The sequence below is a fragment of the Micromonospora inositola genome, from assembly GCF_900090285.1.
GTDB classification, from domain to species: domain Bacteria; phylum Actinomycetota; class Actinomycetes; order Mycobacteriales; family Micromonosporaceae; genus Micromonospora; species Micromonospora inositola.
Genome location: NZ_LT607754.1, coordinates 2942372 through 2966218 on the forward strand (window position 1 = coordinate 2942372; position 23847 = coordinate 2966218).

The 23847-nt window shown below is 73.2% G+C and carries 22 protein-coding genes; 13 read left to right on the forward strand and 9 right to left on the reverse strand.

Features of this window, described 5'->3' with window-relative positions:
* Nucleotides 1–14 precede the first annotated feature (14 nt).
* Nucleotides 15–185 (forward strand): hypothetical protein, encoded by a 171-nt coding sequence (locus tag GA0070613_RS32760; RefSeq protein ID WP_172875819.1) that lies wholly within the window; start codon nucleotides 15–17, stop codon nucleotides 183–185.
* A 12-nt stretch (nucleotides 186–197) separates the two neighbouring features.
* Here GA0070613_RS32760 and GA0070613_RS14185 read toward each other — a convergent pair whose 3' ends face one another.
* The 4 genes from GA0070613_RS14185 to GA0070613_RS14200 form a co-directional block, all read right to left on the reverse strand.
* Entirely contained in the window at nucleotides 198–1319 is a 1122-nt protein-coding gene (locus tag GA0070613_RS14185; RefSeq protein WP_089012736.1) for an acetate/propionate family kinase, read from the reverse strand.
* Nucleotides 1316–3379 carry a phosphate acetyltransferase gene (gene pta / locus GA0070613_RS14190; RefSeq protein WP_089012737.1) on the reverse strand — a complete coding sequence of 688 codons (2064 nt, stop codon included), beginning with the start codon at nucleotides 3377–3379 and terminating at the stop codon, nucleotides 1316–1318. Before pta ends, GA0070613_RS14185 begins: the two co-directional genes overlap by 4 nt.
* 65 nt (nucleotides 3380–3444) lie before the next feature.
* The gene (locus GA0070613_RS14195) at nucleotides 3445–4146 is read right to left on the reverse strand and encodes a DUF998 domain-containing protein (protein ID WP_197699075.1); all 702 of its coding nucleotides are present in this window, start codon (nucleotides 4144–4146) and stop codon (nucleotides 3445–3447) included.
* 113 nt (nucleotides 4147–4259) lie between these two features.
* Entirely contained in the window at nucleotides 4260–4757 is a 498-nt protein-coding gene (locus tag GA0070613_RS14200) for a GNAT family N-acetyltransferase (protein WP_089012738.1), read from the reverse strand.
* Nucleotides 4758–4806: 49 nt separating this feature from the next.
* Between GA0070613_RS14200 and GA0070613_RS14205 the strand changes: the two genes are divergently transcribed.
* Complete coding sequence (locus GA0070613_RS14205; RefSeq protein WP_089012739.1) at nucleotides 4807–5385, forward strand: TetR/AcrR family transcriptional regulator; 579 nt, start codon at nucleotides 4807–4809, stop codon at nucleotides 5383–5385.
* A gap of 11 nt (nucleotides 5386–5396) precedes the next feature.
* Here the strand turns inward: GA0070613_RS14205 and GA0070613_RS14210 are convergent, their stop codons facing one another.
* From GA0070613_RS14210 to GA0070613_RS14230, 5 genes are all read right to left on the reverse strand, one after another.
* Entirely contained in the window at nucleotides 5397–5576 is a 180-nt protein-coding gene (locus GA0070613_RS14210; protein WP_089012740.1) for a DUF6104 family protein, read from the reverse strand.
* 90 nt (nucleotides 5577–5666) lie between these two features.
* Nucleotides 5667–9398, reverse strand: coding sequence for a multifunctional oxoglutarate decarboxylase/oxoglutarate dehydrogenase thiamine pyrophosphate-binding subunit/dihydrolipoyllysine-residue succinyltransferase subunit (locus GA0070613_RS14215; RefSeq protein ID WP_089012741.1), 3732 nt, complete (start codon nucleotides 9396–9398; stop codon nucleotides 5667–5669).
* 253 nt (nucleotides 9399–9651) lie between these two features.
* A complete protein-coding gene (locus tag GA0070613_RS14220; RefSeq protein WP_089012742.1) occupies nucleotides 9652–10464 on the reverse strand; it encodes an ABC transporter permease in 813 nt (270 codons plus the stop codon).
* Complete coding sequence (locus GA0070613_RS14225) at nucleotides 10461–11399, reverse strand: ABC transporter ATP-binding protein (RefSeq protein WP_089012743.1); 939 nt, start codon at nucleotides 11397–11399, stop codon at nucleotides 10461–10463. Before GA0070613_RS14225 ends, GA0070613_RS14220 begins: the two co-directional genes overlap by 4 nt.
* 160 nt (nucleotides 11400–11559) lie before the next feature.
* The gene (locus tag GA0070613_RS14230; protein ID WP_089012744.1) at nucleotides 11560–12216 is read right to left on the reverse strand and encodes a hypothetical protein; all 657 of its coding nucleotides are present in this window, start codon (nucleotides 12214–12216) and stop codon (nucleotides 11560–11562) included.
* A gap of 225 nt (nucleotides 12217–12441) precedes the next feature.
* Between GA0070613_RS14230 and GA0070613_RS14235 the strand changes: the two genes are divergently transcribed.
* The 11 genes from GA0070613_RS14235 to GA0070613_RS14285 all read left to right on the forward strand — a co-directional run bounded on the left by GA0070613_RS14235 (nucleotide 12442) and on the right by GA0070613_RS14285 (nucleotide 23817).
* Nucleotides 12442–13218 (forward strand): GNAT family N-acetyltransferase, encoded by a 777-nt coding sequence (locus tag GA0070613_RS14235; RefSeq protein WP_089012745.1) that lies wholly within the window; start codon nucleotides 12442–12444, stop codon nucleotides 13216–13218.
* Complete coding sequence (locus tag GA0070613_RS14240) at nucleotides 13218–14090, forward strand: lysophospholipid acyltransferase family protein (protein ID WP_089012746.1); 873 nt, start codon at nucleotides 13218–13220, stop codon at nucleotides 14088–14090. Before GA0070613_RS14235 ends, GA0070613_RS14240 begins: the two co-directional genes overlap by 1 nt.
* A gap of 106 nt (nucleotides 14091–14196) precedes the next feature.
* A complete protein-coding gene (locus GA0070613_RS14245) occupies nucleotides 14197–15039 on the forward strand; it encodes a DUF4097 family beta strand repeat-containing protein (protein WP_089012747.1) in 843 nt (280 codons plus the stop codon).
* Nucleotides 15036–15659 (forward strand): PadR family transcriptional regulator, encoded by a 624-nt coding sequence (locus tag GA0070613_RS14250; protein ID WP_089012748.1) that lies wholly within the window; start codon nucleotides 15036–15038, stop codon nucleotides 15657–15659. Before GA0070613_RS14245 ends, GA0070613_RS14250 begins: the two co-directional genes overlap by 4 nt.
* Nucleotides 15660–15756: 97 nt before the next feature.
* On the forward strand, nucleotides 15757–16458 hold the full coding sequence (locus GA0070613_RS14255; RefSeq protein ID WP_089012749.1) for a response regulator transcription factor: 702 nt from the start codon (nucleotides 15757–15759) through the stop codon (nucleotides 16456–16458).
* Nucleotides 16455–18011, forward strand: coding sequence for a HAMP domain-containing sensor histidine kinase (locus GA0070613_RS14260; protein WP_089012750.1), 1557 nt, complete (start codon nucleotides 16455–16457; stop codon nucleotides 18009–18011). Before GA0070613_RS14255 ends, GA0070613_RS14260 begins: the two co-directional genes overlap by 4 nt.
* A gap of 62 nt (nucleotides 18012–18073) precedes the next feature.
* Entirely contained in the window at nucleotides 18074–19642 is a 1569-nt protein-coding gene (locus GA0070613_RS14265; protein ID WP_089012751.1) for a S1C family serine protease, read from the forward strand.
* Between the two features lie 192 nt (nucleotides 19643–19834).
* Nucleotides 19835–20506 (forward strand): BON domain-containing protein, encoded by a 672-nt coding sequence (locus GA0070613_RS14270; RefSeq protein ID WP_089012752.1) that lies wholly within the window; start codon nucleotides 19835–19837, stop codon nucleotides 20504–20506.
* Nucleotides 20507–20642: 136 nt separating this feature from the next.
* A complete protein-coding gene (locus tag GA0070613_RS14275) occupies nucleotides 20643–21704 on the forward strand; it encodes a glycosyltransferase family 4 protein (RefSeq protein WP_172875987.1) in 1062 nt (353 codons plus the stop codon).
* 260 nt (nucleotides 21705–21964) lie between these two features.
* Nucleotides 21965–22798: a patatin-like phospholipase family protein gene (locus tag GA0070613_RS14280; protein ID WP_089012754.1), complete on the forward strand. Its 834-nt coding sequence runs from the start codon at nucleotides 21965–21967 to the stop codon at nucleotides 22796–22798.
* The gene (locus tag GA0070613_RS14285) at nucleotides 22798–23817 is read left to right on the forward strand and encodes a 1-acyl-sn-glycerol-3-phosphate acyltransferase (RefSeq protein ID WP_089012755.1); all 1020 of its coding nucleotides are present in this window, start codon (nucleotides 22798–22800) and stop codon (nucleotides 23815–23817) included. Before GA0070613_RS14280 ends, GA0070613_RS14285 begins: the two co-directional genes overlap by 1 nt.
* Nucleotides 23818–23847: the final 30 nt, after the last annotated feature.

The following is a 23847-nucleotide window of genomic DNA, read 5'->3' on the forward strand; positions in this document are numbered from 1 at the left end:
CTAGGGTCACCGGCATGCCTGAGAACTACACCGACCCGAGCGGTAACACCGAGCAGTTCCGCGCCTTCGTCCACACGCCCGAGGGCGCCGCCCCGGACGTCGCGCCGTCCCGCCTCCCGCTGATCGTCGGCGCGGCGGTCGTCGTGCTGGTGGTGGCCGTGGTCGCCTGGCTCGCGCTGAGCTGAGCCGTACCCGGGTCAGTGGTGGGTCGCCGCCACCACGGCCCGGGTCTCCCGGGCGATCTCCCGCTCCTCGTCCGTGCTGATGACGCAGACCGTCACCTCGGCCCCGTCCGGCGAGATCACCCGGTCGCCGCTGCCGTCGTTGCGCGCGGGGTCCACGGTGATGCCGAGCCGATCCAGGCCGGCCAGCGCCGCCGCGCGGACCGGCGCCGCGTGCTCGCCGACCCCGGCGGTGAAGGTGACCGCGTCGACCCGCCCGAGCAGCGCGTAGTACCCGCCGAGGTAGCCCTTGATCCGGCGGCAGTAGACGTCGAAGGCGAGCGCGGCGCCGGCGTCCCCGGCGTCCCTCCGGGCCAGCACCTCGCGCATGTCGTTGGCCCCGGTCAGGCCGTGCAGGCCGCTGCGGTGGTTCAGCAGGTCGTCGATGTCGTCGACGGTCATCCCGCCCTCGCGGCGCAGGTGGAAGATGACGGTCGGATCGAGGTCACCGCTGCGGGTGCCCATCACCAGGCCCTCCAGCGGCGACATCCCCATCGAGGTCGCCACGCTCCGTCCACCGGAGACCGCGCAGGCGCTGGCCCCGTTGCCCAGGTGCAGGGTGATGACGTTCAGCTCCTCGTACGGCCGCTCCAGCAGCTCGGCGGTGCGCCGGGAGACGTACGCGTGCGAGGTGCCGTGGAAGCCGTAGCGCCGGACGCCGTACCGCTGCGCGGTGTCCCGGTCGATGGCGTACGTGGCGGCGGCCTCCGGCAGCGTGTGGTGGAATGCGGTGTCGAAGACGGCGACCTGCGGGACGTCCGGCAGCGACTCGCGGGCCACCCGGATGCCGGCCAGATTGACGGGGTTGTGCAGCGGTGCGAGGGGCACAAGACGCTCGATCGCGGTGAAGACCGCGTCGTCGATCAGGACAGGTTCACTGAACTTCCGGCCGCCGTGCACGACCCGGTGCCCCACCGCCGTCAGCCCGGCCAGGTCCAGCCCGGCGAGGATCTGCCGGACCGCGGTCTCGTGGTCGGCCGGCCCGCCGCCCGGCTCGCCAACCCGCTCCACCTTGCCCTTGGCGCGGACCTCCTCGTCGTCGTAGAGCCGGTACTTGACCGACGACGACCCGCAGTTGAGCACCAGTACCCGGCTCATGATGCCTCCGCAGCGGCCTGGATGGCGGTGATGGCGACGGTGTTGACGATGTCCGGGACGGTCGCACCCCGCGACAGGTCGTTGACCGGCCGGCGCAGGCCCTGCATCACCGGGCCGACCGCCACCGCGCCGGCCGAGCGCTGCACCGCCTTGTACGTGTTGTTGCCGGTGTTCAGGTCCGGGAAGATGAAGACGGTGGCCCGCCCGGCCACCGGGCTGTCCGGCAGCTTCGTGGCCGCGACCTGCGGATCGATCGCCGCGTCGTACTGGATCGGGCCCTCCACCAGCAGCTCCGGCCGGCGCTCGCGGACCAGCTTGGTGGCCGCCGCGACCTTCTCCACGTCGGCGCCGGCGCCCGAGCTGCCGGTCGAGTACGACAGCATCGCCACCCGCGGCTCGATGCCGAACCGCGCCGCGGTGTCGGCGGAGGAGGTGGCGATGTCCGCGAGCTGGGCGGCATCCGGGTCGCGGTTGACCGCGCAGTCCCCGTAGACCAGCACCCGGTCGGCGAGCAGCATGAAGAAGACGCTGGAGGCGACCGAGACGCCCGGCACGGCACGGATGATCTCGAAGGCGGGGCGGATGGTGGCCGCGGTGGTGTGGGTCGCCCCGGAGACCATGCCGTCGGCGTGACCGGTCTGCACCATCATGCTGCCGAAGTAGTTGGGCTGGGCCACGATGTCGTGGGCCAGCTCGACGGTGATGCCCCGGTGCGCGCGCAGCTTCGCGTACTGGGCGGCGAAGTCGTCCCGCCAGCCGCTGGTGACCGGGTCGACCACCTCGGCGTCGCCGATGTCGATGCCCAGCTCCCGGGTACGCCGGGCGATGTCGTCGGGGCGGCCGAGCAGGGTCAGGTCGGCGACGCCCCGGCGCAGCACGATCTCCGCCGCGCGCAGGATCCGCTCCTCGGCGCCCTCCGGCAGCACCAGCCGGCGGCGGTTCGTCCGGGCCCGGTCGATCAGGTCGTTCTCGAACATCAGCGGGGTGACCCGCTCGGAGCGGCTGACCCGCAGCCGGCGGGCCAGGTCGACGGTGTCCACGCAGCGTTCGAAGGCGCCGAGCGCGGCCTCGACCTTGCGCGGGTTGTCGACGCTCGGGCGGCCCTCGATCCGGCTGGACGCGGCCACCGTGTCGTAGCTGTCGCTGGTCACCGAGAGCACGGCGAGACCGGTGTTCAGGCCCTCGACCACCCGCATCGCCCGCGGGTCGGGCTGCTCGCCGAGGGTGAGCACCAGCCCGGCCACCGAGACCTGACCGGCGACGTGCGCGGCGCTCGCCGCGACCAGTAGGTCGGCCCGGTCGCCCGGGGTGATCACCAGCGCGCCCTCGGTCAGGTGGTCCAGCAGGGTCGGCACGTGCGCGGCGCCCACCACGTAGTCGAGCACGTCCCGGTCGAGCGCGGCGTCGTCGCCGGCCAGCAGGGTGGCGCCGAGGGCCGCCGCCACCTCCGCCACGGTCGGCGCCGAGACGGTCGGCACCTCCGGGATCGCGTACGCGGGGACGGGCAGCTCGGGGAGCGCCATCGGCCCGGGCACCCGGTTGGCGATCACCGCCAGCACCGTCGCGCCGAGATCCTCGAGGTCGTGGTACGCCCCGCGGGCGGCCGCCGCGATCGCCGCCGGCTCCTGGCCGAAGCCGTCGACCACGGGCACCACCACGCTGCCGAACTCGGTGGCCAGCCGGGCGTTGAAGGCCAGCTCGCGTGGGCCGGCGCCGTCCCCGTCGGCGAAGTCGCTGCCCACCACGACCAGCGCGGGGCAGCGCCGCTCGACGTCCCGGTAGCGGGCGACGATCCGGGCGATCAGCTCCTCCCGCCGGCCCTCCGCGACCAGCGCCGTCGCCTCCGCGTACGTGCTGCCGGACAGCTCGGCGACCGGGAGGTCCAACCGGTAGCGGTCGGTGAGCAGGGCGAGGATCGGGTCGGTGCCGGCCCCGGAAACCAGCGGTCGGAACGCGCCGATCCGCCCGACCTGGCGGGAGAGCAGCTCGGCCAGCCCGAGCGCGATGGTCGACTTTCCCCCGCCGGACCCCACGCTGGTCAGGTACACGCTGCGCGCCACGACCTCACGCTACAAGATCGGGGTACCCCGCGCCCGGGTCCTTGTGCCCGGGCCCACCGGCCCGATCAGGAGGCGGCCGGCGTGGCGTCGCGCCCGACGTCCGGCACCGGGTCGACCGGACCGGACGCCGCGAAGAGCGCGGCGCTCTTGACCACCCACGCGGCACCGAACGCGAAGACGGCGACCGTCTCGCACCACAGCACCGGCTTGAGCGTGTGGCGTACGTCCGCGGGCAACGCGGTGCTCGCCGGCGCGAGCGCGATGGCCGCCAGGATGACCAGCCCGCAGGCGCGGTAGAACCGGTTGACCGACCGCCCCTGCGGTACGCCCACCCGGTCCGGCCGGGTGAAGAGGAACAGGCAGAAGACCGCGAGGAGCAGGAACAGGGCCGCGGCGGCGACCTGGTGCACCACCCCGACCGTCCGGTCGGTGCCGCTCGTGGTGCCGGCCGGGGCGCCGACCGTCGTGGGGAACAGGGCCACCGCGATCGCCAGCACCCCGGCGACGGTGCTCAAGACGTCGTCCGGCCAGCGGTACCGATAGCTGATCAGGAACACCCCGATCGCGCAGAGCGCGCCGACGAAGACGTCCCGCATCTCGGTGTGGTAGTAGCCGCTGAGCGAGTCCAGCAGCGTGAGCCGTCGGGTGGCGACGAGGTGGCCGACCACCAGCACGACCGGCAGCGCGATGCCGACGGAACCGATGCCGAGGCGCAGGCGGCGGACGGTCACCGCGTCCTGCGGCGGCTTGCGGGTCTCGGGGTCCACTTCCGCCTCCCTGTCGTCCGGCGGCGTACGCTCCGGCGGGCCCTAGCGGGACCCGGGGCGCTGCTCTCCAGTGGACTCGATCCACCCCGCCCGCGTCAAACGGTCGGTGAGCATCACGCCTCAGCCGGTGCGAGGTCCCGTTCGTACACCTGGCCGCTCAGGGCCACACCGAAGCTGTGGTGGGGTTCCTCCTTGACCAGCCGAAAACCCCGGGAAAGGTAGATCTGGCGGGCCGCGACCAGCGGGTGGTTGGTCCAGAGCCGCATCTGGGCGTACCCCGCCCGTCGGGCGAAGGACAGGCACTCGTCGACCAGCCGGCCACCGAGGTGCCGGCCCCGGGCCGAGGGGTCGACCAACAGGATCCGGAGTTGGGCGGTGTGCTCGTCCACGGCGACGCAGAAGACGCAGCCGACCCGCTCCCCGTCGACTTCGGCGATCCACGCGGCCTCCCGCGCCGGGTCGTGGGCGGCGGCGTAGTCGGCCACGATCCGGGCCACGAGCGCCTCGAAGCTCGTGTCCCAGCCGAATTCGGCGGCGTACACCTCGCCGTGGGCCAGCACCACCCAGCCGAGGTCGCCCGGGCGGCCCAACGGCCGAATCTGCACGCTCATCGACGCCCCTCCGCTACTGAAACAGTCGTTTCAGTGGCAGAGTAGCGCTGTGACGCGGCACGAGCGACCCCCGAGCGCCCGCCGGGACGAGCTCTTGGAGCTGGCCTACCGGTACGCGCTGGAGCACGGGCTGGCGGAGCTGTCGCTGCGCCCGCTCGCCGCCGCGATCGGCTCCAGCCCTCGGGTCCTGCTTTTCCTCTTCGGATCCAAGGAGGAGCTGATCCGCGCCCTGCTCGCCCGGGCCCGGGCTGACGAACTGACCGCCCTCCGCCGGGCCCGGCACGCGGGGGACCCGGCCGATTTCGTCGCCACGGTGCGGACCACCTGGGGTTGGCTCGTGGATCCGGCGCACCGGCCGATGCTGATCCTCTGGCTCCAGGCGTACGCCCGCTCACTGAGCGAGCCGGACGGGCCGTGGGCCGGCTTCGCCCGGCAGACGGTCGAGGACTGGCTCGGGCTGCTGGCGGCGCTGCCCGAGGGTGGCGACCACGCCGACGGGACGAGCGGGGCGCTCGGCCTGGCGTTGCTGCGCGGCGCTCTGCTCGACCTGCTGGCCACCGGTGACGTCGAGCGAACGACGGCGGTCGTCGAGCGGTACCTGCGCCTCGTAGGTTCACCGAACAGCTGACCCGCGGCCGGCTACTCGTCGTCCTCGTCGTCCAACCGGGCGAGCCAGGTGGCGAAACGCTCCATCGGGGTCTCGAACTCCGGGTTCAGGTCGACGAAGTCGCGGAGGCGTTCGCCCAGCCACTCCAGGCTGACCTGCTCTTCGCCCCGGCGCTCGACCAGTTCCTCGATGCCGCGGTCGGTGAAGTACATCGGTGTGTCCTCTCGGAAACGGGGCCGCCACATGAGGCGGGGCAGCGGCCGTCGTACGGTCGCTGCCCCGGTGCTGGCGGTGCGGTCAGGTCACGGGCGGGGGAGGGCCGCCTCGATCAGCGCGTTCAGCTCCACCTCGTGCATCTTGGCCGAGCCGCCCGCCGGGGCGGCGGCGGCCGGGCGGGAGATGCGCCGCAGCCGGACGTCGGTCAGGTGCTCCAGCAGGTTGAGCGCCACGAACGACCAGGCGCCCTGGTTGGCCGGCTCCTCCTGGACCCAGGCGAAGTCCTCGGCGTTCGGGTACTGCGCCAGGGCGGCCCGGATCTCCTCGATCGGCAGCGGGTAGAGCTGCTCCATCCGGATGATCACGGTGTCGGTGACCCCCCGCTCGGCCCGGGCCTGGAACAGGTCGTAGTAGACCTTGCCCGAGCACAGCAGCACCCGCTTCACCTGCTCCGGCGCCGGGGCGGCGGTGTCGGCCAGCACCGGCTGGAAGGTGCCGGTGGTGAAGTCCTCCACCGAGGAGACGCAGAGCTTGTGCCGCAGCAGCGACTTCGGCGTGAACACCACCAGCGGCTTGCGCTTCGACGACAGGGCCTGACGACGCAGCAGGTGGAAGTAGTTCGCCGGGGTGGTCGGGATGGCCACCCGCATGTTGTCCTCGGCGCAGAGCTGGAGGAACCGCTCCGGGCGGCCGGAGGTGTGGTCCGGGCCCTGGCCCTCGTGGCCGTGCGGCAGCAGCAGGGTGACGGCGGAGCGCTGGCCCCACTTCACCTCGCCGGAGGAGATGAACTCGTCGATCACCGACTGGGCGCCGTTGACGAAGTCACCGAACTGGGCCTCCCAGCAGACCAGCGCGTTGACGTTCTCCACCGAGTAGCCGTACTCGAAGCCCATCGCGGCGTACTCGGACAGCAGCGAGTCGTGCACGAAGAAGCGGGACCGCTCGCCGTCTCCGGTGAGCGTCTTCAGCGGCAGGTAGTCGTCGCCGGTCTTCGCGTCGACCACCGAGGCGTGCCGCTGGACGAAGGTGCCCCGGCGGGAGTCCTGCCCGGCGAGCCGGACGGTGACCCCGTCGTGCAGCAGCGCGCCCAAGGCGATGATCTCGCCGTAGCCCCAGTCGATGTTGCCCTCGACGGACATCTTCGCCCGCCGGTCCAGCAGCTGCTGGATCCGCTTGTGCGGGGTGAAGCCCTCCGGCAGGTTGACGTGAGCCTCGCCGATGGCCTTGACCACGGCGGCGTCGGTGGCCGTCTCCACGAGCGGCTCCGGCTCCTCCTGGCGGGGCGGCCGGCTGAGCTGGCGCGGGGTGGTGGCGGCGTCGCGGGTGGCCTTGAAGACCCGCTCCAGCTGCGCCTGATAGTCGCGCAGCAGCTCCTCCGCGTCCTCGACGGTGATGTCGCCCCGCCCGATCAGCTCCTCGGTGTAGAGCTTCCGCACCGAGCGCTTCGAGTCGATGATCTTGTACATCTGGGGGTTGGACATCGACGGGTCGTCGCCCTCGTTGTGCCCGCGCCGCCGGTAGCAGACCATGTCGATCACGACGTCCTTGTTGAACGCCTGCCGGTACTCGAAGGCCAGCCGGGCGACCCGGACCACGGCCTCGGGGTCGTCGCCGTTGACGTGGAAGATCGGCGCCTGGATCATCCGGGCCACGTCGGTGCTGTAGAGGCTGGACCGACTGTACTCCGGGGCGGTGGTGAAGCCGACCTGGTTGTTGACCACCACGTGCACGGTGCCGCCGGTGCGGTACCCGCGCAGCTGGGAGAGGTTGAGCGTCTCGGCGACCACGCCCTGGCCGGCGAAGGCGGCGTCACCGTGCACCGCCAGCGGCAGCACGGTGTAGCCCTCCAGCTTGAGGTCGATCCGATCCTGCTTGGCCCGGACGATGCCCTCCAGCACCGGGTCCACGGCCTCCAGGTGCGACGGGTTCGCCACCACCGACACCTTGACCGCGTGCTCGCCGTTCGGGGTGGTGAACTTGCCGTTCTGGCCGAGGTGGTACTTCACGTCGCCCGAGCCCTGGGTGGAGCGCGGGTCGAGGTGCCCCTCGAACTCGGAGAAGATCTTCTCGTACGGCTTGCCGACGATGTTGGCCAGCACGTTGAGCCGGCCGCGGTGGGCCATGCCGATGACGACCTCGTCCTGCCCGCCCTCGGCGGACGACTCCAGGATCTCGCCCAGCAGCGGGATCAGCGACTCGGCGCCCTCCAGGGAGAACCGCTTCTGCCCGACGTACTTGGTCTGCAGGAAGGTCTCGAACGCCTCGGCGGCGTTGAGCCGGTTGAGCACGTGCTTCTGCTCGTCCGGGTTGGGCTTCTCGTACTTGCGCTCGATCCGCTCCTGGATCCAGCGCCGCTCCTCCGGGTCCTGGATGTGCATGTACTCGATGCCGACCCGGCGGCAGTACGAGTCGCGCAGCACACCGAGGATCTCGCGCAGCTTCATCCGCTGCTTGCCGGCGAAGCCGTTGACCGGGAACACCCGGTCCAGGTCCCACAGGGTCAGCCCGTGCTGGAGGACGTCCAGGTCCGGGTGCTTGCGGATCTTGAACTCGAGCGGGTCGGTGTCGGCCATCAGGTGGCCGCGCACCCGGTACGCGTGGATCAGCTCGTGCACCCGCGCGGTCTTGTTGATCTGGCCCTCGGAGTCGACGGCGACGTCGCGCACCCAGCGCACCGGCTCGTAGGGGATGCGCAGCGAGGTGAAGATCTGGTCGTAGAAGCCGCGCTCGCCGAGCAGCAGCTCGTGCATCACCTTGAGGAACTCGCCGGACTGCGCGCCCTGGATGATCCGGTGGTCGTACGTGCTGGTCAGCGTGATGATCTTGCTGACCGCCAGCTCGGCCAGGGTCGCCTCGCTCATGCCCTGGTAGGGCGCCGGGTATTCCATGGCGCCGACGCCGACGATGGCGCTCTGCCCCTGCATCAGGCGCGGGATCGAGTGGACGGTGCCGATGCCGCCCGGGTTGGTCAGCGAGATCGTGGTGCCGGCGTAGTCCTCCATGGTCAGCTCGTTGCGGCGGGCACGCCGGACCACGTCCTCGTACGCCTGCCAGAACTGCCGGAAGTCCATCTGCTCGCAGGCCTTGATGGACGGGACCACGAGGTTGCGGGAGCCGTCCGGCTTGGCCAGGTCGATCGCGATGCCCAGGTTCACGTGCTCCGGGCGGACCACGGCCGGCTTGCCGTCGACCTCGGCGAAGGAGTTGTTCATCTCCGGGTGCTCGACCAGCGCCCGGACCATCGCGTACCCGATCAGGTGGGTGAAGCTGACCTTGCCGCCGCGCCCGCGGGCGAGGTGGTTGTTGATCACGATGCGGTTGTCGACCAGCAGCTTGGCCGGGACGGCGCGTACGCTGGTCGCGGTCGGCACGGCCAGCGAGGCGTCCATGTTCTGCACGATCTTGGCGGCCACGCCGCGCAGCGGGGTGGTGCCGGCGGCGCTGACCGTCGGCGCCTTGGCGACCGGCTTTGCCGGGGCGGCCTTCGCGGCCGGCTTGGCGGCGGGCTTCTCGGCCGGCTTTGCCGGGGCGGGGGCCGACCTGGCCGCCGGCTTCTGGGGGGCCGGCTGCTGGGTGACGGCGGCGACCGCCTCCTGCTGCTCGGCCGGCTCCGGCGCGGCGGCCGGCTTGGCCTGGCCGTCGGCCGGGCGCGGGGTCGCGGCACCGGGCGCGGGTCGGTAGTCGGCGAAGAAGTCGTGCCAGGCCGAGTCGACGCTCGATGGGTCGGCGAGGTAGCGCTGGTACATCTCCTCGACGATCCATTCGTTCGGGCCGAAACCCGCCAGTGGGTTCTCCTGCGAAGTCTGCTGGGTCGACACGGCCGGTAATCGCCTCTTTCACGCGGGTTCGTATGTCACGCGGTGTCCGCCGCTGCCGGAAACGGGGCGCACGGAAGACGGTCCCAGGCTACGCCGTACGGATGCGGCTGGCATTCTCGCCTCCGGCTGGTGGTCCGTTTCACAGAAGATGCCAGAAGTTCGGCAAACGCTGCGTGTCCCGGCGACTCCTGCTAGATGCCGGACGGCCCCGGGGCGGCGGTCACCGCCGCGCCCGGGGCCATCCGACGACCGGTCAGGAGATGTCGCGCCGCCGGGTGATCAGGACCCCGAAGACGCCGCTGACCAGCGCGTAACCGACCAGTACCAGGGCGCCCACCCACCAGTCGGGAGTCAGCTCGGTGCTGCTTCCGCTGATCATCACCTGGGACGCCACGGCCGGCCAGACGACCTGCCACTTCACCACCGCCTGGCTGTCCAGCCAGTTGGAGAGCAGGAAGAAGAGCAGCTGCACCACCTGGGTGCCGACCAGGTAGAGCACCGCCGCGGTGATCACCGCGCCGAGCTGGTTGGGGATCAGCGTGCCGATGCCCACCCCGAGGATCGTCCAGATCGCGTACGCCAGCAGGTTGAGCAGCAGCGCGCGGTGCACCGTCCACTCGCCGAGCTGGGCGCCGTGCCCGTCGGCGCTGAGGAAGATCGCCCCGGCGGCCAGGTCGATCACCGTGGTGGCCAGCCAGAAGCCGAAGCCGAGCAGGGAGGCCGCGCCGAGCTTCGACAGGATCACCGAGGTGCGCCGCGGCGTGGTGAGGAAGGTGGTGGTCGCCGTCTGGTGGAAGAACTCGTTGGTGACCATCAGGATGCCGATCAGCATCACGAAGAGCAGGCCCAGGTACTGACCCGAGGTGTAGAGGTTGGCCGCCTGGCCGGCGGCGCTCGCCTGCTCCCCGCTGACCCCGAAGTCCTCGGCGTGGCCGCTGAGCACCTGGTGGGCGAGCCAGGCGTTGACCGCGAAGGCCAGGGCGGTCGCCAGGAACGCCCCGATGCCGAGCAGCCACCAGGTGCTGGTCGTACGGATCTTGAGCAGTTCGGACCGGACCAGGTTCATCGGATGTCCGCCTTTCCGGCCGTCAGCTCGAGGAAGACCCCTTCCAGATCGGGGCGTTCGGTGGTCAGCTCGTGCAGCTCCACCTTGGCGGCCAGCGCGGTCCGACCCACGGTGGGCGCGTCCACCCCGCTCACCAGCAGGGCGCCGTGCTCGTCGGTGTCCACCGTGGCGGCCTGCTCGCGCAGCGCCGCGACCAGCTCCGCCGCCTGCGGGGTGCGGACCCGCACCCGGACGCCGTGGGCCATCGAGCCGATCACCTGCTCCACCGGCCCCTGCCGGACCAGCTTGCCGGCCGCGATGATCACCACGTCGTCCGCGAGCAACTGCATCTCCGACAGCAGGTGGCTGGAGACCAGCACGGTCCGGCCCTCGGCGGCCAGCCCCTTGAGGAAGCCGCGCATCCACCGGATGCCCTCCGGGTCGAGGCCGTTGGCCGGCTCGTCGAGGATCAGCACCCGCGGGTCGCCGAGCATCGCGGCGGCGATGCCGAGCCGCTGCTTCATGCCCAGCGAGTAGCCCTTGAACTTGCGCTTCGCCGCCGGGGTGAGCCCGACCAGCGCCATCGCCTCGTCGGCCCGGTACGCCGGGAGGCCGGCCGCCGCGCAGATCACCCGGAGGTGGTTGATCCCGGTGCGGCCCTTGTGCGCGCTGGACGCCTCCAGCACCGCGCCCACCGAGCGCAGCGGGTCGGTCAGGTCGGCGTACCGCCGACCGCCGATGGTCGCCGTGCCAGCCGTCGGGGTGACCAGGTTGAGCAGCATGCGCAGGGTGGTCGTCTTGCCGGCGCCGTTCGGGCCGAGGAAGCCGGTCACCCGCCCCGGCTCGACGGTGAAGGACAGGTCGTCCACCGCCCGGACTTTCTTGTACTGCTTGGTCAGTCCGGACACCACGATCTGGCCGGACCCGGCGCTGGGGCTCCTTTGCCCGTCGGACATCGTTCTCCTCTCCTGCCACGGCGCGCGGGCGCGCCGGTGGGGACGCCGCTGCGGGGCGCCGGGCCCAGCCTGGCAAGGCCGCGCAAGCTGGTCAATCAGGCGCTGTCCGTAGTCCCGTCTCCGTCCTGGGCAGGAGGTGATCATCCCCAGGGAGGAGACGTCAGGCCGGCGGCAGCGCGATCCAGGTGGCCCGGGCGTACCCGAGCAGGGCGCCGTCCGGGCCGTAGAGGCTGGAGTGGACCTCCGCCTTGCGCCCCTCGCCGCCGATCGTCGCGCCGGTGACCACGCACTCGTCGCCGGGCGCGGGCAGCCCGGCGACCACGGCGGCGATCCGGCCGAGGACGTACGGGCGGCCCGGCGCGATCACCGCCCAGCCGCCGGGGCAGTCCAGCGCGGCCCAGACCGTAGCCCGGACCACCCGCTCGGGCGCCCGGAACGGGGCGGCGGTCCGCCCGTCGGGCAGCCGGCCGGGAAAGATCCGCAGCCCGTCCGGGTTCGCCGGGCCGCAGACGTGGCAGCCGGGGAAGGGGTGGTCCACCAGACCGGGGTACGTCTTCGCGGCAGCCGCCGCCGTGGCCGCGTCCACCGGGGGCACCACGGCGGTGAACGGCTCGACCCGGCGTACCTGCGCGACGACCTGGCCGTCCGGGTCGCGGATCTCCCCGTCGACCGCGCGCAGCGGGGTCTCCAGCGGCGGCGGCCGGCGCAGCGTGACCTCCACCGGGCCGCGGTCGTCGAGCGCTGCCGCGAAGACGCCGGCGCTCCAGCCGCCGTTGCCGGAGCCGGGCGGGCCGGCGAAGCGGGACTCGATGATCATGTACGCCCTCCGGGCTGGTCCGGGCTCCGGCCGCGTCGCCGGGCACCGCCCCGGCAGCCTCGCACGCCCGTTCCGGCCCCGCCGCACCGGCCGGCGCCGGCCCGCCGCGCCGCTCGGTGGCGGTCCGCCGCAGGTGAACGGGCGGACCCGAGCGCCGGGTGGCGTTCACCGAATCGACACCCCTCACCCCGCAGCCGGCAACCCGAGGCCCTTACACAGATACCCATGGCCGTACTGCACGCCGCTGGCGCACCCCTGACGACCAGCGGATACACCCTGCTGATCGCCGACGACCCCACCCTGGTCGCGGCCGCGCAACGCCTGCGCCACCAAGTGTTCGCCACCGAGCTCGGCGCTACCCTGCACCCGGGCGCCGCCGGGCTGGACACCGACGACTTCGACGCCCACTGCGACCACCTGATCGTCGTGCACGACAGCACCGCCGAGGTGGTCGGCACCTACCGGCTGCTGCCGCCCGGGCGCACCGACCGCCGGTACGCCGCGGGCGAGTTCGACCTTGCGGCGCTCGACCCGCTCCGCGACGACCTGGTCGAGGCCGGCCGGTCGTGCGTGCACCCGGACCACCGGTCCGGCGCGGTGATCAACCTGATGTGGGCCGGCATCACCCGGTACCTGCACCTGCGCGGGTCGCGTTGGCTCGGCGGCTGCGCCTCGGTGCCGGTGGCCGACGGCGGGTCGGCCGCCGCCGAGGTGTGGGCCCAGGTCCGCGCCCGGCACCTGGCGCCGCCGCCGCTGCGGGTCCGCCCGCTGCGCCCGTGGTTCGCCGAGGCGCCGGTCGCCGTCGACCCGGCCACCCTGCCGCCGGCCGAGCGTCGCGCGCTGGTCCCGCCGCTGCTGCGCGGGTACCTCCGGCTCGGCGCCTGGGTCTGCGGCGAGCCGGCGTACGACCCGGACTTCGGGGTGGCCGACTTCTACGTGCTCTTCTCGCTGGACCGGATGAACCCCCGCTACCTGCGCCACTTCCTCGGTGGGGAGCAGTGATGACCGTCGACGGTCTCTGGCGGCCCGCCTCCGGCTGCGGCCCGGACTGCCTGCCGCTCGTGGTGGAGCCGACCGTGCCGGCCCTGCGCCGGGCCGGCCGGCTGGTGGGCGTACTCGGCATGCTCGTGCTCGGGGTCGGGCTGGCCGGCCTGCTCGCGGTGCTGCCCGCCGGGGAGCGCGACGCCGCGGTGCGCGGCTGGGCCCGGGGGACGCTGCGGGCCCTCGGCATCCGGCTGGTGGTCCGGGGCCGGCTGCCACGCCGGCCTGCCCTACTGGTGGCCAACCACGTCTCCTGGCTGGACGTGCTGGCGGTGCTGGCCGTCGCGCCGGCCCGGATGCTGGCGAAGCGGGAGGTGCGGACCTGGCCGCTGGTGGGTCAGCTCGCCGCCGCGGCCGGGACGATTTTCGTGGATCGGGCGCGCCCCCGCGAGCTGCCGGCCACGGTGGGCCGGGTCGCGGCCGCGCTGCGCGCCGGTCACCCGGTCGCGGTCTTCCCCGAGGGGACCACCTGGTGCGGCGAGGCGGCCGACTGCCGGCCGGGCCGGGGGTTCCGGCCGGCCATGTTCCAGGCGGCGGTGGACGCCGGGGCGCCGGTGGTGCCGCTGCGGCTCGGCTACGGGTGCGGCGCGACCGGCACGGCGACGACGGCGGCGGCCTTCCTCGGCGACGAGACCCTCTGGGACTCGGTACGCCGGGTGCTGGCGGCCCGCGACCTGACCCTGTCGGTGGCGGTGACCGCGGCGCTGCACCCGGCCGTGGACGCGGACCGCCGGCTGCTGGCCCGGGCCGCCGAGTCGGCGGTGCACCTCGTCCCCGGCGCCCGGCGCCCGGCCCCGCCCGTGCCGGTGCGGGACCTGGACCTGGCGGCCTGACGGATCCCCGACTCGGGACAGTCTTGATACGTCGCGATGTATCGCGTTAGGCTCTCCTCGTCGCTCGACGTGCCGCGGACCGGTACGTCACCGAGGGGAGGACGTCGTGGCCAGCTGGACGGTCGACAGCCCGCAGCGGATCACTCTGGACGAGCCGGTCACCCGGCTCGAGGTACGCCTGATCACCGGCCGGCTCAACGTGGTCGGCACCGACGGCCCGGCCCGGGTCGACGTCACCCGGGTCGGCCGGCGGCCGGTCATCGTGGAGCACCGGGACGGCCGGCTGCACGTCGGCCACGAGCGGATCCCGCGCTGGCCGGGGTTCCTCTGGTGGCTCGGTCAGCTCGGCCGCCGGTTCCGGGCCGAGGTGTCCATCGCCGTACCGGCCGACGTGCTGGCCGACCTGCGCCTGATCGACGGCTCACTGGTCGCCTCCGGCCTGCGCCGCGAGACACAGGTGGACGTCACCTCCGGGCAGATCACCCTGATGGGGCTCCGCGGCCGGACTGCCGCGAAGATCATCTCCGGTCCGGTGGAGGCGCTCGGGGTGGCCGGCGACCTGACCATGGAGACCGTGTCCGGAGAGGTGATCCTCGCCGACAGCGCCGCCGGGCGGGTGCAGGCGAACACCGTCTCCGGGGCGATCACCTGCGACCTGGACAACCCCCGGCGCAGCGAGATCCGGCTCAGCACCATCTCCGGCAGCGTCACCGTCCGGGTCCGCGAGGACAGCGACCTCGCCGTCCACCTGCACACCACCTCCGGCCGGATCACCAGCGGCTTCCCCCAGGTACGCGGCGCCGGCGGGTTCGGCGCGACCAAGGACAGCCACGGGGTCCTCGGCGCGGGCGACGGTAAGCTCTGGGCGTCCGCGACGTCGGGCAGCATCGCGCTGCTGGCCCGGCCGGTGGACGAGACCGACGAGGTCGACGAGGAGGAGCTGCCGTGACCGCCGTGTTCAGTCACGGGCGGCTCCGGCTCTACTTGCTCAAGCTCCTCGACGACGGTCCCCGGCACGGCTACGAGCTGATCCGGCTGCTGGAGGACCGCTTCCTCGGCCTGTACGCGCCGAGCGCCGGCACCATCTACCCCCGGCTGCAGCGGCTGGAGGTCGAGGGACTGGTCACCCACACCGCCGCCGGCGGGCGCAAGGTCTACGAGATCACCGACGCGGGCCGGGCGGAGCTGCGGCAGCGCGCCGGTGAGCTGGCCACCCTGGAATCGGACATCACCGCCTCCGTCGAGGACCTCTCCGCCCTGGCCGGCGAGATCCAGACCGAGGTACGCGGCTCGGTGCGTGACCTCAAGCGCGAACTGCGCGAGGCGACCCGGCAGACCCGGCAGAGCCGGGCGGCCCGGTGGGAGCCGCCGCCCGCCCGGCCCGCCACCAACGGAACCCCGCAGCCGGCCGAATCACCGCTGCTCGCCGAGTTCGACCAGCGGCTCGCCGCGTTCACCGTCGAGGTCGGCGCGCTGGTCCGGGCCGGCCGGCTCAGCGACAGCAAGCTGCGGACCGCGATCCGGGTGCTGGACGGGGCGCTGGACGGGCTGCGCCGGCTGCTCCGCTGACGGCCGTCCCCGGCCCGGCGGGCTCGGGGCCGGGCTCACAGGTTGTTTCCAGGAACCGCCCAGCGTCGCCGCAGCGAGAGCGCGGATGATGGGCCACATGGTGGCTACCCAGACCGAGGCCCGACTGCTCGTCGTCGAGGACGATCCCAACATCCTCGAACTGCTCTCCGCGAGCCTGCGCTTCGCGGGCTTCGACGTGGCCACCGCGACCAGCGGCAGCGCGGCGCTCAACGCCGCCAAGGACCACCGGCCCGACCTGGTGGTGCTCGACGTGATGCTGCCCGACCTGGACGGCTTCGAGGTCATCCGGATGCTCCGCGAGGGCGGCACGCGTACCCCGGTGGTCTTCCTGACCGCGCGGGACGCCACCGACGACAAGATCCGCGGGCTGACCCTGGGCGGGGACGACTACGTCACCAAGCCGTTCAGCCTGGAGGAGCTCACCGCCCGGATCCGCGCCGTGCTGCGGCGTACCGCCACCGGGGAGCAGGCGCCGTCCCGGCTCACCTTCGCCGACCTGGAACTGGACGAGGAGACCCACGAGGTGCACCGGGCCGGTCAGCGGGTGCAACTCTCGCCGACCGAGTTCAAGCTGCTGCGCTACCTGATGCTCAACGCCAACCGGGTGCTCTCCAAGGCGCAGATCCTCGACCACGTCTGGAACTACGACTTCCGGGGCGACGACAACATCGTCGAGTCCTACATCTCGTACCTGCGGCGCAAGGTCGACAACACCCAGCCCCGGCTGATCCACACCCTGCGCGGGGTGGGCTACGTGCTGCGCAAGCCGGCGGCGTGAACACGCTCGAGCAGGCGAAGGGACGGCTGCGCAGCGTCCCGCTCCGCGTCAAGCTGGTCACCTCGGTGCTGGCCCTGGTGGCCGCCGCCCTGGTCGTGATCAGCGCACTCACCACCTACTTCCTCCGGGACTACCTGATCGCCCAGGTGGACGAGCAACTCCGCGGCGACACCGTGAGCGTCGCCCGGGCGCTGGACCAGGCCGGCGGAGGGCGACTCCTGGTCAACATCCCCTCCGACTACGTGGCCGCACAGGCCACCCCTGCCGACGGCGTGCAGGAACCCTCGCGCTACTCAGAGATGAGCACCGAAGAGCTGCCGCGCTTTCCCGTGGACTATGCCGGCTACCAGGCGCGGGTGGGTGAGCCGTTCACCGTGCGTTCCGAGGACGGCCGCACCCGCTGGCGGATGCTCTACACCGACCTCGGCAACGGCCGCATCATCGCCTTCGGACAGCACCTCACCGACGTCGACCTGGCCGTCAAGCGCCTGATCTGGATCGACCTGCTGGTCGGCGGGGCGGTGATGATCATCCTGGCCTCGGTCGGCGCGGCGATCGTCCGGACCAGCCTGAAACCGCTGGTGGAAATCGAGCGCACCGCCGCCGCCATCGCGGGCGGTGACCTGACCCGGCGGGTGCCCGACCCGGAGGAGGGGCGGCCCTGCCCCACCTCGGAGCTGGGCCGGCTGTCCCGGGCGCTGAACGCCATGCTGGCCCAGATCGAGGCCGCCTTCACCGCCCGCGCCGCCTCCGAGGCAGCGGCCCGCAGCGCCGAGGTCAGTGCCCGGGACGCGGCGGCGGCGGCGCAGGCCTCCGAGGCGCGGGCCCGACGCTCCGAGGAGCGGATGCGGCAGTTCGTCGCGGACGCCTCGCACGAGCTGCGCACCCCGCTGACCACCATCCGGGGCTTCGCCGAGCTGTACCGGCAGGGCGCGGCCCGCGAGCCGGAGCAGACCGCCGGCCTGCTGCGCCGGATCGAGGACGAGGCGGCCCGGATGGGGCTGCTCGTGGAGGACCTCCTGTTGCTCGCCCGGCTGGATCGGGAACGGCCGATCGCCCTGGCCCCGGTGGAGCTGCCGGTGCTGGCCGGCGACGCGGTGCAGGCCGCCCGCGCCGTCGCCCCGGAGCGGCGGATCGAACTGGACATCGAGCCGGGCGCCGGTGCGCTGGTGGTGCACGGCGACGACGCCCGGCTGCGCCAGGTGATCGGCAACCTGATGACCAACGCGCTCACCCACACGCCGCCGGACACCTCGGTGACCCTGCGGCTGCGTACCGAGCCGGGCAACCTGGCCGTGGTGGAGGTCGCGGACACCGGTCCGGGGCTGACCCCGGAGCAGGCCGAGCGGGTCTTCGAGCGGTTCTACCGGGCCGACGCGGCGCGGACCCGGCGGCCCAGTGGGGCCACCAGCACCGGGCTGGGGCTGGCCATCGTCTCGGCGCTGGTCGCGGCCCACCACGGCACCGTGGAGGTGGCCGAGACGCCCGGCGGCGGGGCAACCTTCCGGGTCAAGCTGCCGCTGCTGCCGGGGGCACCGGACCAGTCCGACTGACTTTCAGAAAACATTCAGGCACGTTCCAGGCTGATCGCAGTGCCAGGGGAGAAGGTGGTCCCATGACCGAGTACGAGACCGACCCGCAGCGGTCGCCGGCTCCCGCCGACGCCGAGCCGTCGCAGCCCATCGCCGAGCTGTCCCGCGTCGAGAGCGGGCAGTCCGACCCCACCACCCCGGCCGCCGCGCCGGTTCCGGCCGACTCCCCGGCCGCCGGAACCTCCGCCGCCCCGGAAGCCACCGCCGCCGCCCCGGAACCCGGCCCCACCGCCGCCTTCGAGGCCGGCCGGCCGGAGGGAGCGGCTCCCGCCAGCCCGTACGCGCCGCCGACGGCGACCCCGTCCGCCCCGCCCTACCCGGTCTCAGGGCAGCCGCAGCCGGGCACGCCCTGGTACGGCGGCCAGCAGCAGACCGGCTGGGCCGCCGGAGCGCACCAGGGCGGAACGGGCTACCCGCCGCACGTCGGCGGGCCGGTCCCGCCGTACCTGGGGCACCAGGCCTACCAGCCGCACCACCCGGGCCAGCCGCACCACCCGGGCCAGCCGGTCCCGCCGTGGGGCCCGGCGCCGGCGGCCCGCCCGAGCCGGGCGGGCAAGTTCGTCGGCGCGGGCGCGCTGGTGCTGGCGCTGATGTTCGGCTCCGGCGTGGCCGGCGGCGCCCTCGCCCTCGCCCTCGACGGCGACTCGGGCGGCGTCACCCGCACCTACTCGGCGGCCCCGGTGCTCAACAGCGCGGACCTGCCGAAGATCGCCGCCGCCGTCCAGGACAGCGTGGTCTCGATCATCACGGACAACGGTGAGGGCTCCGGGGTGATCCTCAGCGCCGACGGTTTCGTGCTGACCAACAACCACGTGGTCGCCTCCGCCACCGGCGACACGGTGAAGGTGGTCTTCGCCGATGGCAAGACCGCGCAGGCGAAGATCATCGGCACCGACCCGAAGACCGACCTGGCGGTGGTCAAGGCCAGCGGGGTGAGCGGCCTGAAGGCGGCCAAGTTCGGCGACAGCGACGGGATGCAGGTCGGCGACCAGGTGCTCGCCCTGGGCAGCCCGCTCGGCCTGCAGGGCTCGGTCACCGCGGGCATCCTCAGCGCCCGGGACCGCACCATCCAGGCCGGCGAGGAGGGCCAGCAGCAGAACCCGGGGCAGGCCGCCAGCTCGATCTCCGGACTGCTCCAGACCGACGCCCCGATCAACCCGGGCAACTCCGGTGGCGCGCTGGTCAACACCCGGGGCGAGGTGATCGGCATCAACACCGCGATCGCCACCGCCGGGCAGGGCAGCAACGGCAACATCGGCGTCGGCTTCGCCATCCCGAGCAACAAGGCCAAGAACGTCGCCGAGAAGCTCCAGCGCGGCGAGAAGGTCAGCCACCCCTCGCTCGGCGTCAGCGTCAACGCCGCAGAGGACGGCGGGGCGCTGGTCGCCGCGGTCACCCCGGGCAGCGCCGCCGAGAAGGCCGGGCTCCAGCGGGGCGACGTGATCACCAAGTTCGGCGACAAGGCGATCAACGACTCCAACGACCTGGTCGGCGCGGTCCAGTCCGGCAAGGTGGGCGACCGGGTCGAGGTGCAGTACAAGCGGAACGGATCGGCGCAGACGGCAACCGTGACGCTCGCCGAGACGTCATAGGGGATTGACGCGCCGAGAGGCGCCTACCGGGGATACAGACCTTCCTCCGCCAGGCGGCGGGTGACGGAGCCAAGGGGGTTGGCTCCGTCACCCGCCGCCTTTTTCGTCCCCGCTCACCCGCACCGGGTGAACCCGGCTCACCCCGGGTGGCGGCATCCTCGACGGACGGGAACCGTACGGGGAGGGGACGTCATGACCACCGCAGCCGCCGTCCGCACCGATCCGGAGATCCAGCGGGACGTGCTCGACGAGCTCGACTGGGACGCCCAGACGCAGCCCACCGAGATCGGCGTGACGGTCTCCGCCGGCGTGGTCACGCTCACCGGCTGGGTGGACAGTTACGCCCGCCGCTGGGCGGCCGAGCGCTGCGCGCACCGGGTACGCGGGGTCCGGGCGGTGGCCAGCGAGATCGAGGTACGCCTGCCCGGCACGGACGAGCGCACCGACGCGGAGATCGCCATCGCGGCCGGCCGGGCGCTGGAGTGGGACAGTTTCGTGCCCGCCGAGCGGCTGGACGTCACCGTCGCCAACGGTTGGGTGATGCTCCGCGGCGAGGTGGAGTTCGGTTTCCAGCGGCGTACCGCGGAACGGGAGCTGCGCCGGCTGCGCGGCGTACGCGGGTTGACGAACCTGGTGGAGGTCCGCCCGACCAGCCCGCCCAGCGACGAGCAGACCCGCCGGGACCTGCACCGGGTGCTGATCCGGCGGACCGGCACGGAACGCGTCGACATCCAGGTCACCGGAGACACCGTGGTGCTGACCGGGGTGGTCCGCTCCTGGTGGCAGCGGGACGAGGCGGAACGGGTGGCCTGGTCGACTCCCGGCGTCCGTGAGGTGCACGACCGGCTCGTGTTGGCCGGGTGAGGCCGGGTCGCCGTTTGCCGCCGCCGGCACCGGGAAAGTGCCGTCGATCACGTTCTTCGGTGACCAACGGGGAGGACTCGTGGCCGTGAACCACCTGCCGTCGGAGCGCTCGCGCGCGCGGCCACTGCGGATCGCGATGGTGGCGCCGCCGTGGCTGTCGTTGCCGCCGCCCGGTTACGGCGGCCTGGAACACGTGGTGGCCGGGCTGGTGGACGGCCTCGTCGGGGAGGGGCATGTGGTCACCCTGTTCGGCGCCGGCGCGGAGCACGGCACCGCCGCCGAGTTCGTCTCCACCGTGCCCGACCTCCAGTACGAGCGGCTCGGCGAGGCGCTGCCCGAGCTGGCGCACCTGGCTCGGGTCAACCGCCTGATCTCCGCCGCCGACTTCGACGTGATCCACGACCACACCACCATCGGCCCGCTGATCGCCGACCATCGGGCGGTGCCCACCGTGGCGACCGTGCACGGCAATCCGGTGGGGGAGTACGGCGACGTGCTCGCCGACATCGACCGCGACGTCGGTCTGGTGGCCATCTCGCACGCCCAGCGTCGGGCCAATCCGGGGCTGCCCTGGGCGGGCACGGTGCACAACGCGATGCCGGCACGGGACCTTCCGAGCAAGCGGACACCCGGTCAGGGGCCGGTGCTCTGGCTGGCCCGGTTCAGCCCGGACAAGGGCCCGGAGGTGGCGATCCGGGCCTGCCGGGCGGCCGGTCTGCCGCTCACCCTGGCCGGCAAGTGCAACGAGCCGGCCGAGCGCCGCTACCTCCAGGAGGTGGTCGAGCCCTTGCTGGACGAGGACGTGACCGTGGTGCTGAACGCCGACCGGCAGGCCACGCAGCGGCTGCTGCTCGACGCCCGCTGCCTGATCATGCCGATTCAGTGGGAGGAGCCGTTCGGCATGGTGATGCTGGAGGCGATGGCGACCGGTACGCCGGTGGTGGCGCTGCGCCGGGGCGCGGTGCCGGAACTGGTCCGCCCGGGCCGGACCGGGTTGGTCTGCGACCGGGCCGACGAGCTGCCGGCGGCGCTGCGCGAGTCGCCCCGGCTGGACCCGGCCGACTGCGTGGCGCACGTCGCGGAGAACTTCTCCGTGGAGCGGATGGCCCGCGGCTACGAGGCGGTGTACCGGAGTTTCCTGGCGGACCGGGCCGTCGGGTTCAGGGCGCGGCAGCCGGTCCCGGTCGCGGCCCGCTGACGGGTCAGGCCCGCGCCGCGGCCAGCCGGGCGGCCGCGGCGCCGAGCTGACGGGCGTACCCGCGGGCGAATGCTCCCCTCGCGCTGCCGCGCCTGTCTGGGCTCGGGAGCGCTATCAGGTGCGGGAATGTGTCCGGCCTGTCAATGGCTGTCCGTTTTCTCGTCGCGCTCCGCGACGTCCGCGCGGCCCGGGGTGACGGCGCGCGGCGGGCGGGCCGGCTCGGGCGGGCCCGTTGCGGGGCGCGTGCCAGGATGAACGCCATGAGTGGCGGTCCGGTGGCGTTCGTGCTCGGCGGCGGGGGAGTGCTCGGCGCGGTCGAGGTGGGCATGCTCCGGGCGCTGTTCCGGGCCCGGATCCGGCCGGACATGGTGCTGGGCACCTCGATCGGGGCGGTCAACGGCGCCCTGGTCGCGGCCGATCCGTCCGAGGCCGTCACCGACCGGCTGGTCCGGCTCTGGGCCTCCCCGGAGGCCAGCGAGGTGTACGGCGACTCGGTCGCCCGGCAGCTGCGCCGCTTCGCCGCGCGGACCCATCTGCACTCGCCCCGGCCGCTGCGTCGGCTGCTGGAGAGCGAGCTGGGCGAGGAGACCACCTTCGCGGACCTGAGGGTGCCGTTCCGCTGCTGCGCGGCGAACATCGAGCGGGCCGCCGAGCACTGGTTCCACAGCGGACCGCTGGTGCCCGCGGTGCTCGCCTCCGCGTCGGTGCCCGGGCTGCTGCCGCCCACCCAGATCGACGGCCAGCACTACATCGACGGCGGGATCGTGAACTCGATCCCGATCGGGGAGGCGGTCGCGGCCGGCGCCACGCGGATCTTCGTGCTCCAGGTGGGACGGATCGAGCGGCAGCTGACCCCGCCCCGGCGGCCCTGGGAGATCGCCCAGGTCGCGTTCGAGGTGGCCCGGCGGCACCGGTTCGCCCGGGAGATGGCGGCCCTGCCCGACGGGGTGGAGGTGCACGTGCTGCCGACCGGTGGCGGGGGGCCGCGCGACGACAGCCCGTGGGCGTACCGGGACATGGCGGCGGTGGGGCGGCGGATCAGCCGCGCGTACACCGCCTCCCGGCACTACCTGGCGACCCAGCTGGACCACTGATGCCGCTGCCGCCCCGGTGGGTACGCCGGTTGCTGCTGGCCCCCGGCGTGGTGCTGCTCGCCGTGGCGGTGGTGACCACGCTGCCGGTCTGGGCGCTGCTCGCGCTGGCCGCCTCCCCGCTGGTGCCCGGCCGGCTGCGGCCGCTGCGCCTGCTCTGGATCGGCACGGTCTACCTGATCTGGGACGCGGCCGCGCTGCTCGCCCTCTTCGTCCTCTGGCTGGCCTCCGGCTTCGGCGCCCGCAAGCGGACGCCGATCTTCCAGCGGGCGCACTACGTGCTGGCCGGGCACTTCCTGCGGGTGCTGTTCTGGCAGGCCCGCTGGACGCTGCGGCTGAGCATCGACGTGGTCGGCACGGACCCGGACACCGCGCTGCCCGGCCGGCCGGAGCTGGTGCTCTGCCGGCACGCCGGGCCGGGGGACTCGTTCATCCTGATCCACGCGCTGGTGAACTGGTTCCACCGGGAGCCCCGGATCGTGCTCAAGGAGAGCCTGCAGTGGGACCCGACGATCGACGTCCTGCTCAACCGGCTGCCGAACCGGTTCATCGCCCCCGGGTCGGACGGCCGGGAGACGATGATCGCGCAGATCGGCCACCTCGCCAGCGGCCTGGACGACGACGACGCGTTCGTGATCTTCCCGGAGGGCGGCAACTTCACCCCGGGCCGCCGGCTGCGGGCCATCGCCCGGCTGCGCGCGCTGGGGCTGGAGCGGATGGCGCTGCGCGCCGAGCGGATGGAGCACGTGCTCGCCCCGCAGCCGGGCGGGCTGCTCGCCGCCCTGGACGCCGCCCCGGACGCCGGAGTGATCTTCGTCGCGCACACCGGTCTGGACCGCATGCTCACCGTCGCCGACGTGTGGCGGGAGCTGCCGATGGACAAGCGGATCGTGATGCGGTTCTGGTCGGTGCCGCCCGAGGAGGTCCCCGTCGACCGGCAGGAACGCATCGACTGGCTCTTCGACTGGTGGGCCCGGATCGACGGCTGGGTCGCGGCCAATCGCGACGGGGTCGACACCTGACCGCACGCGGTCCCAGGCGATCGGCAGGAG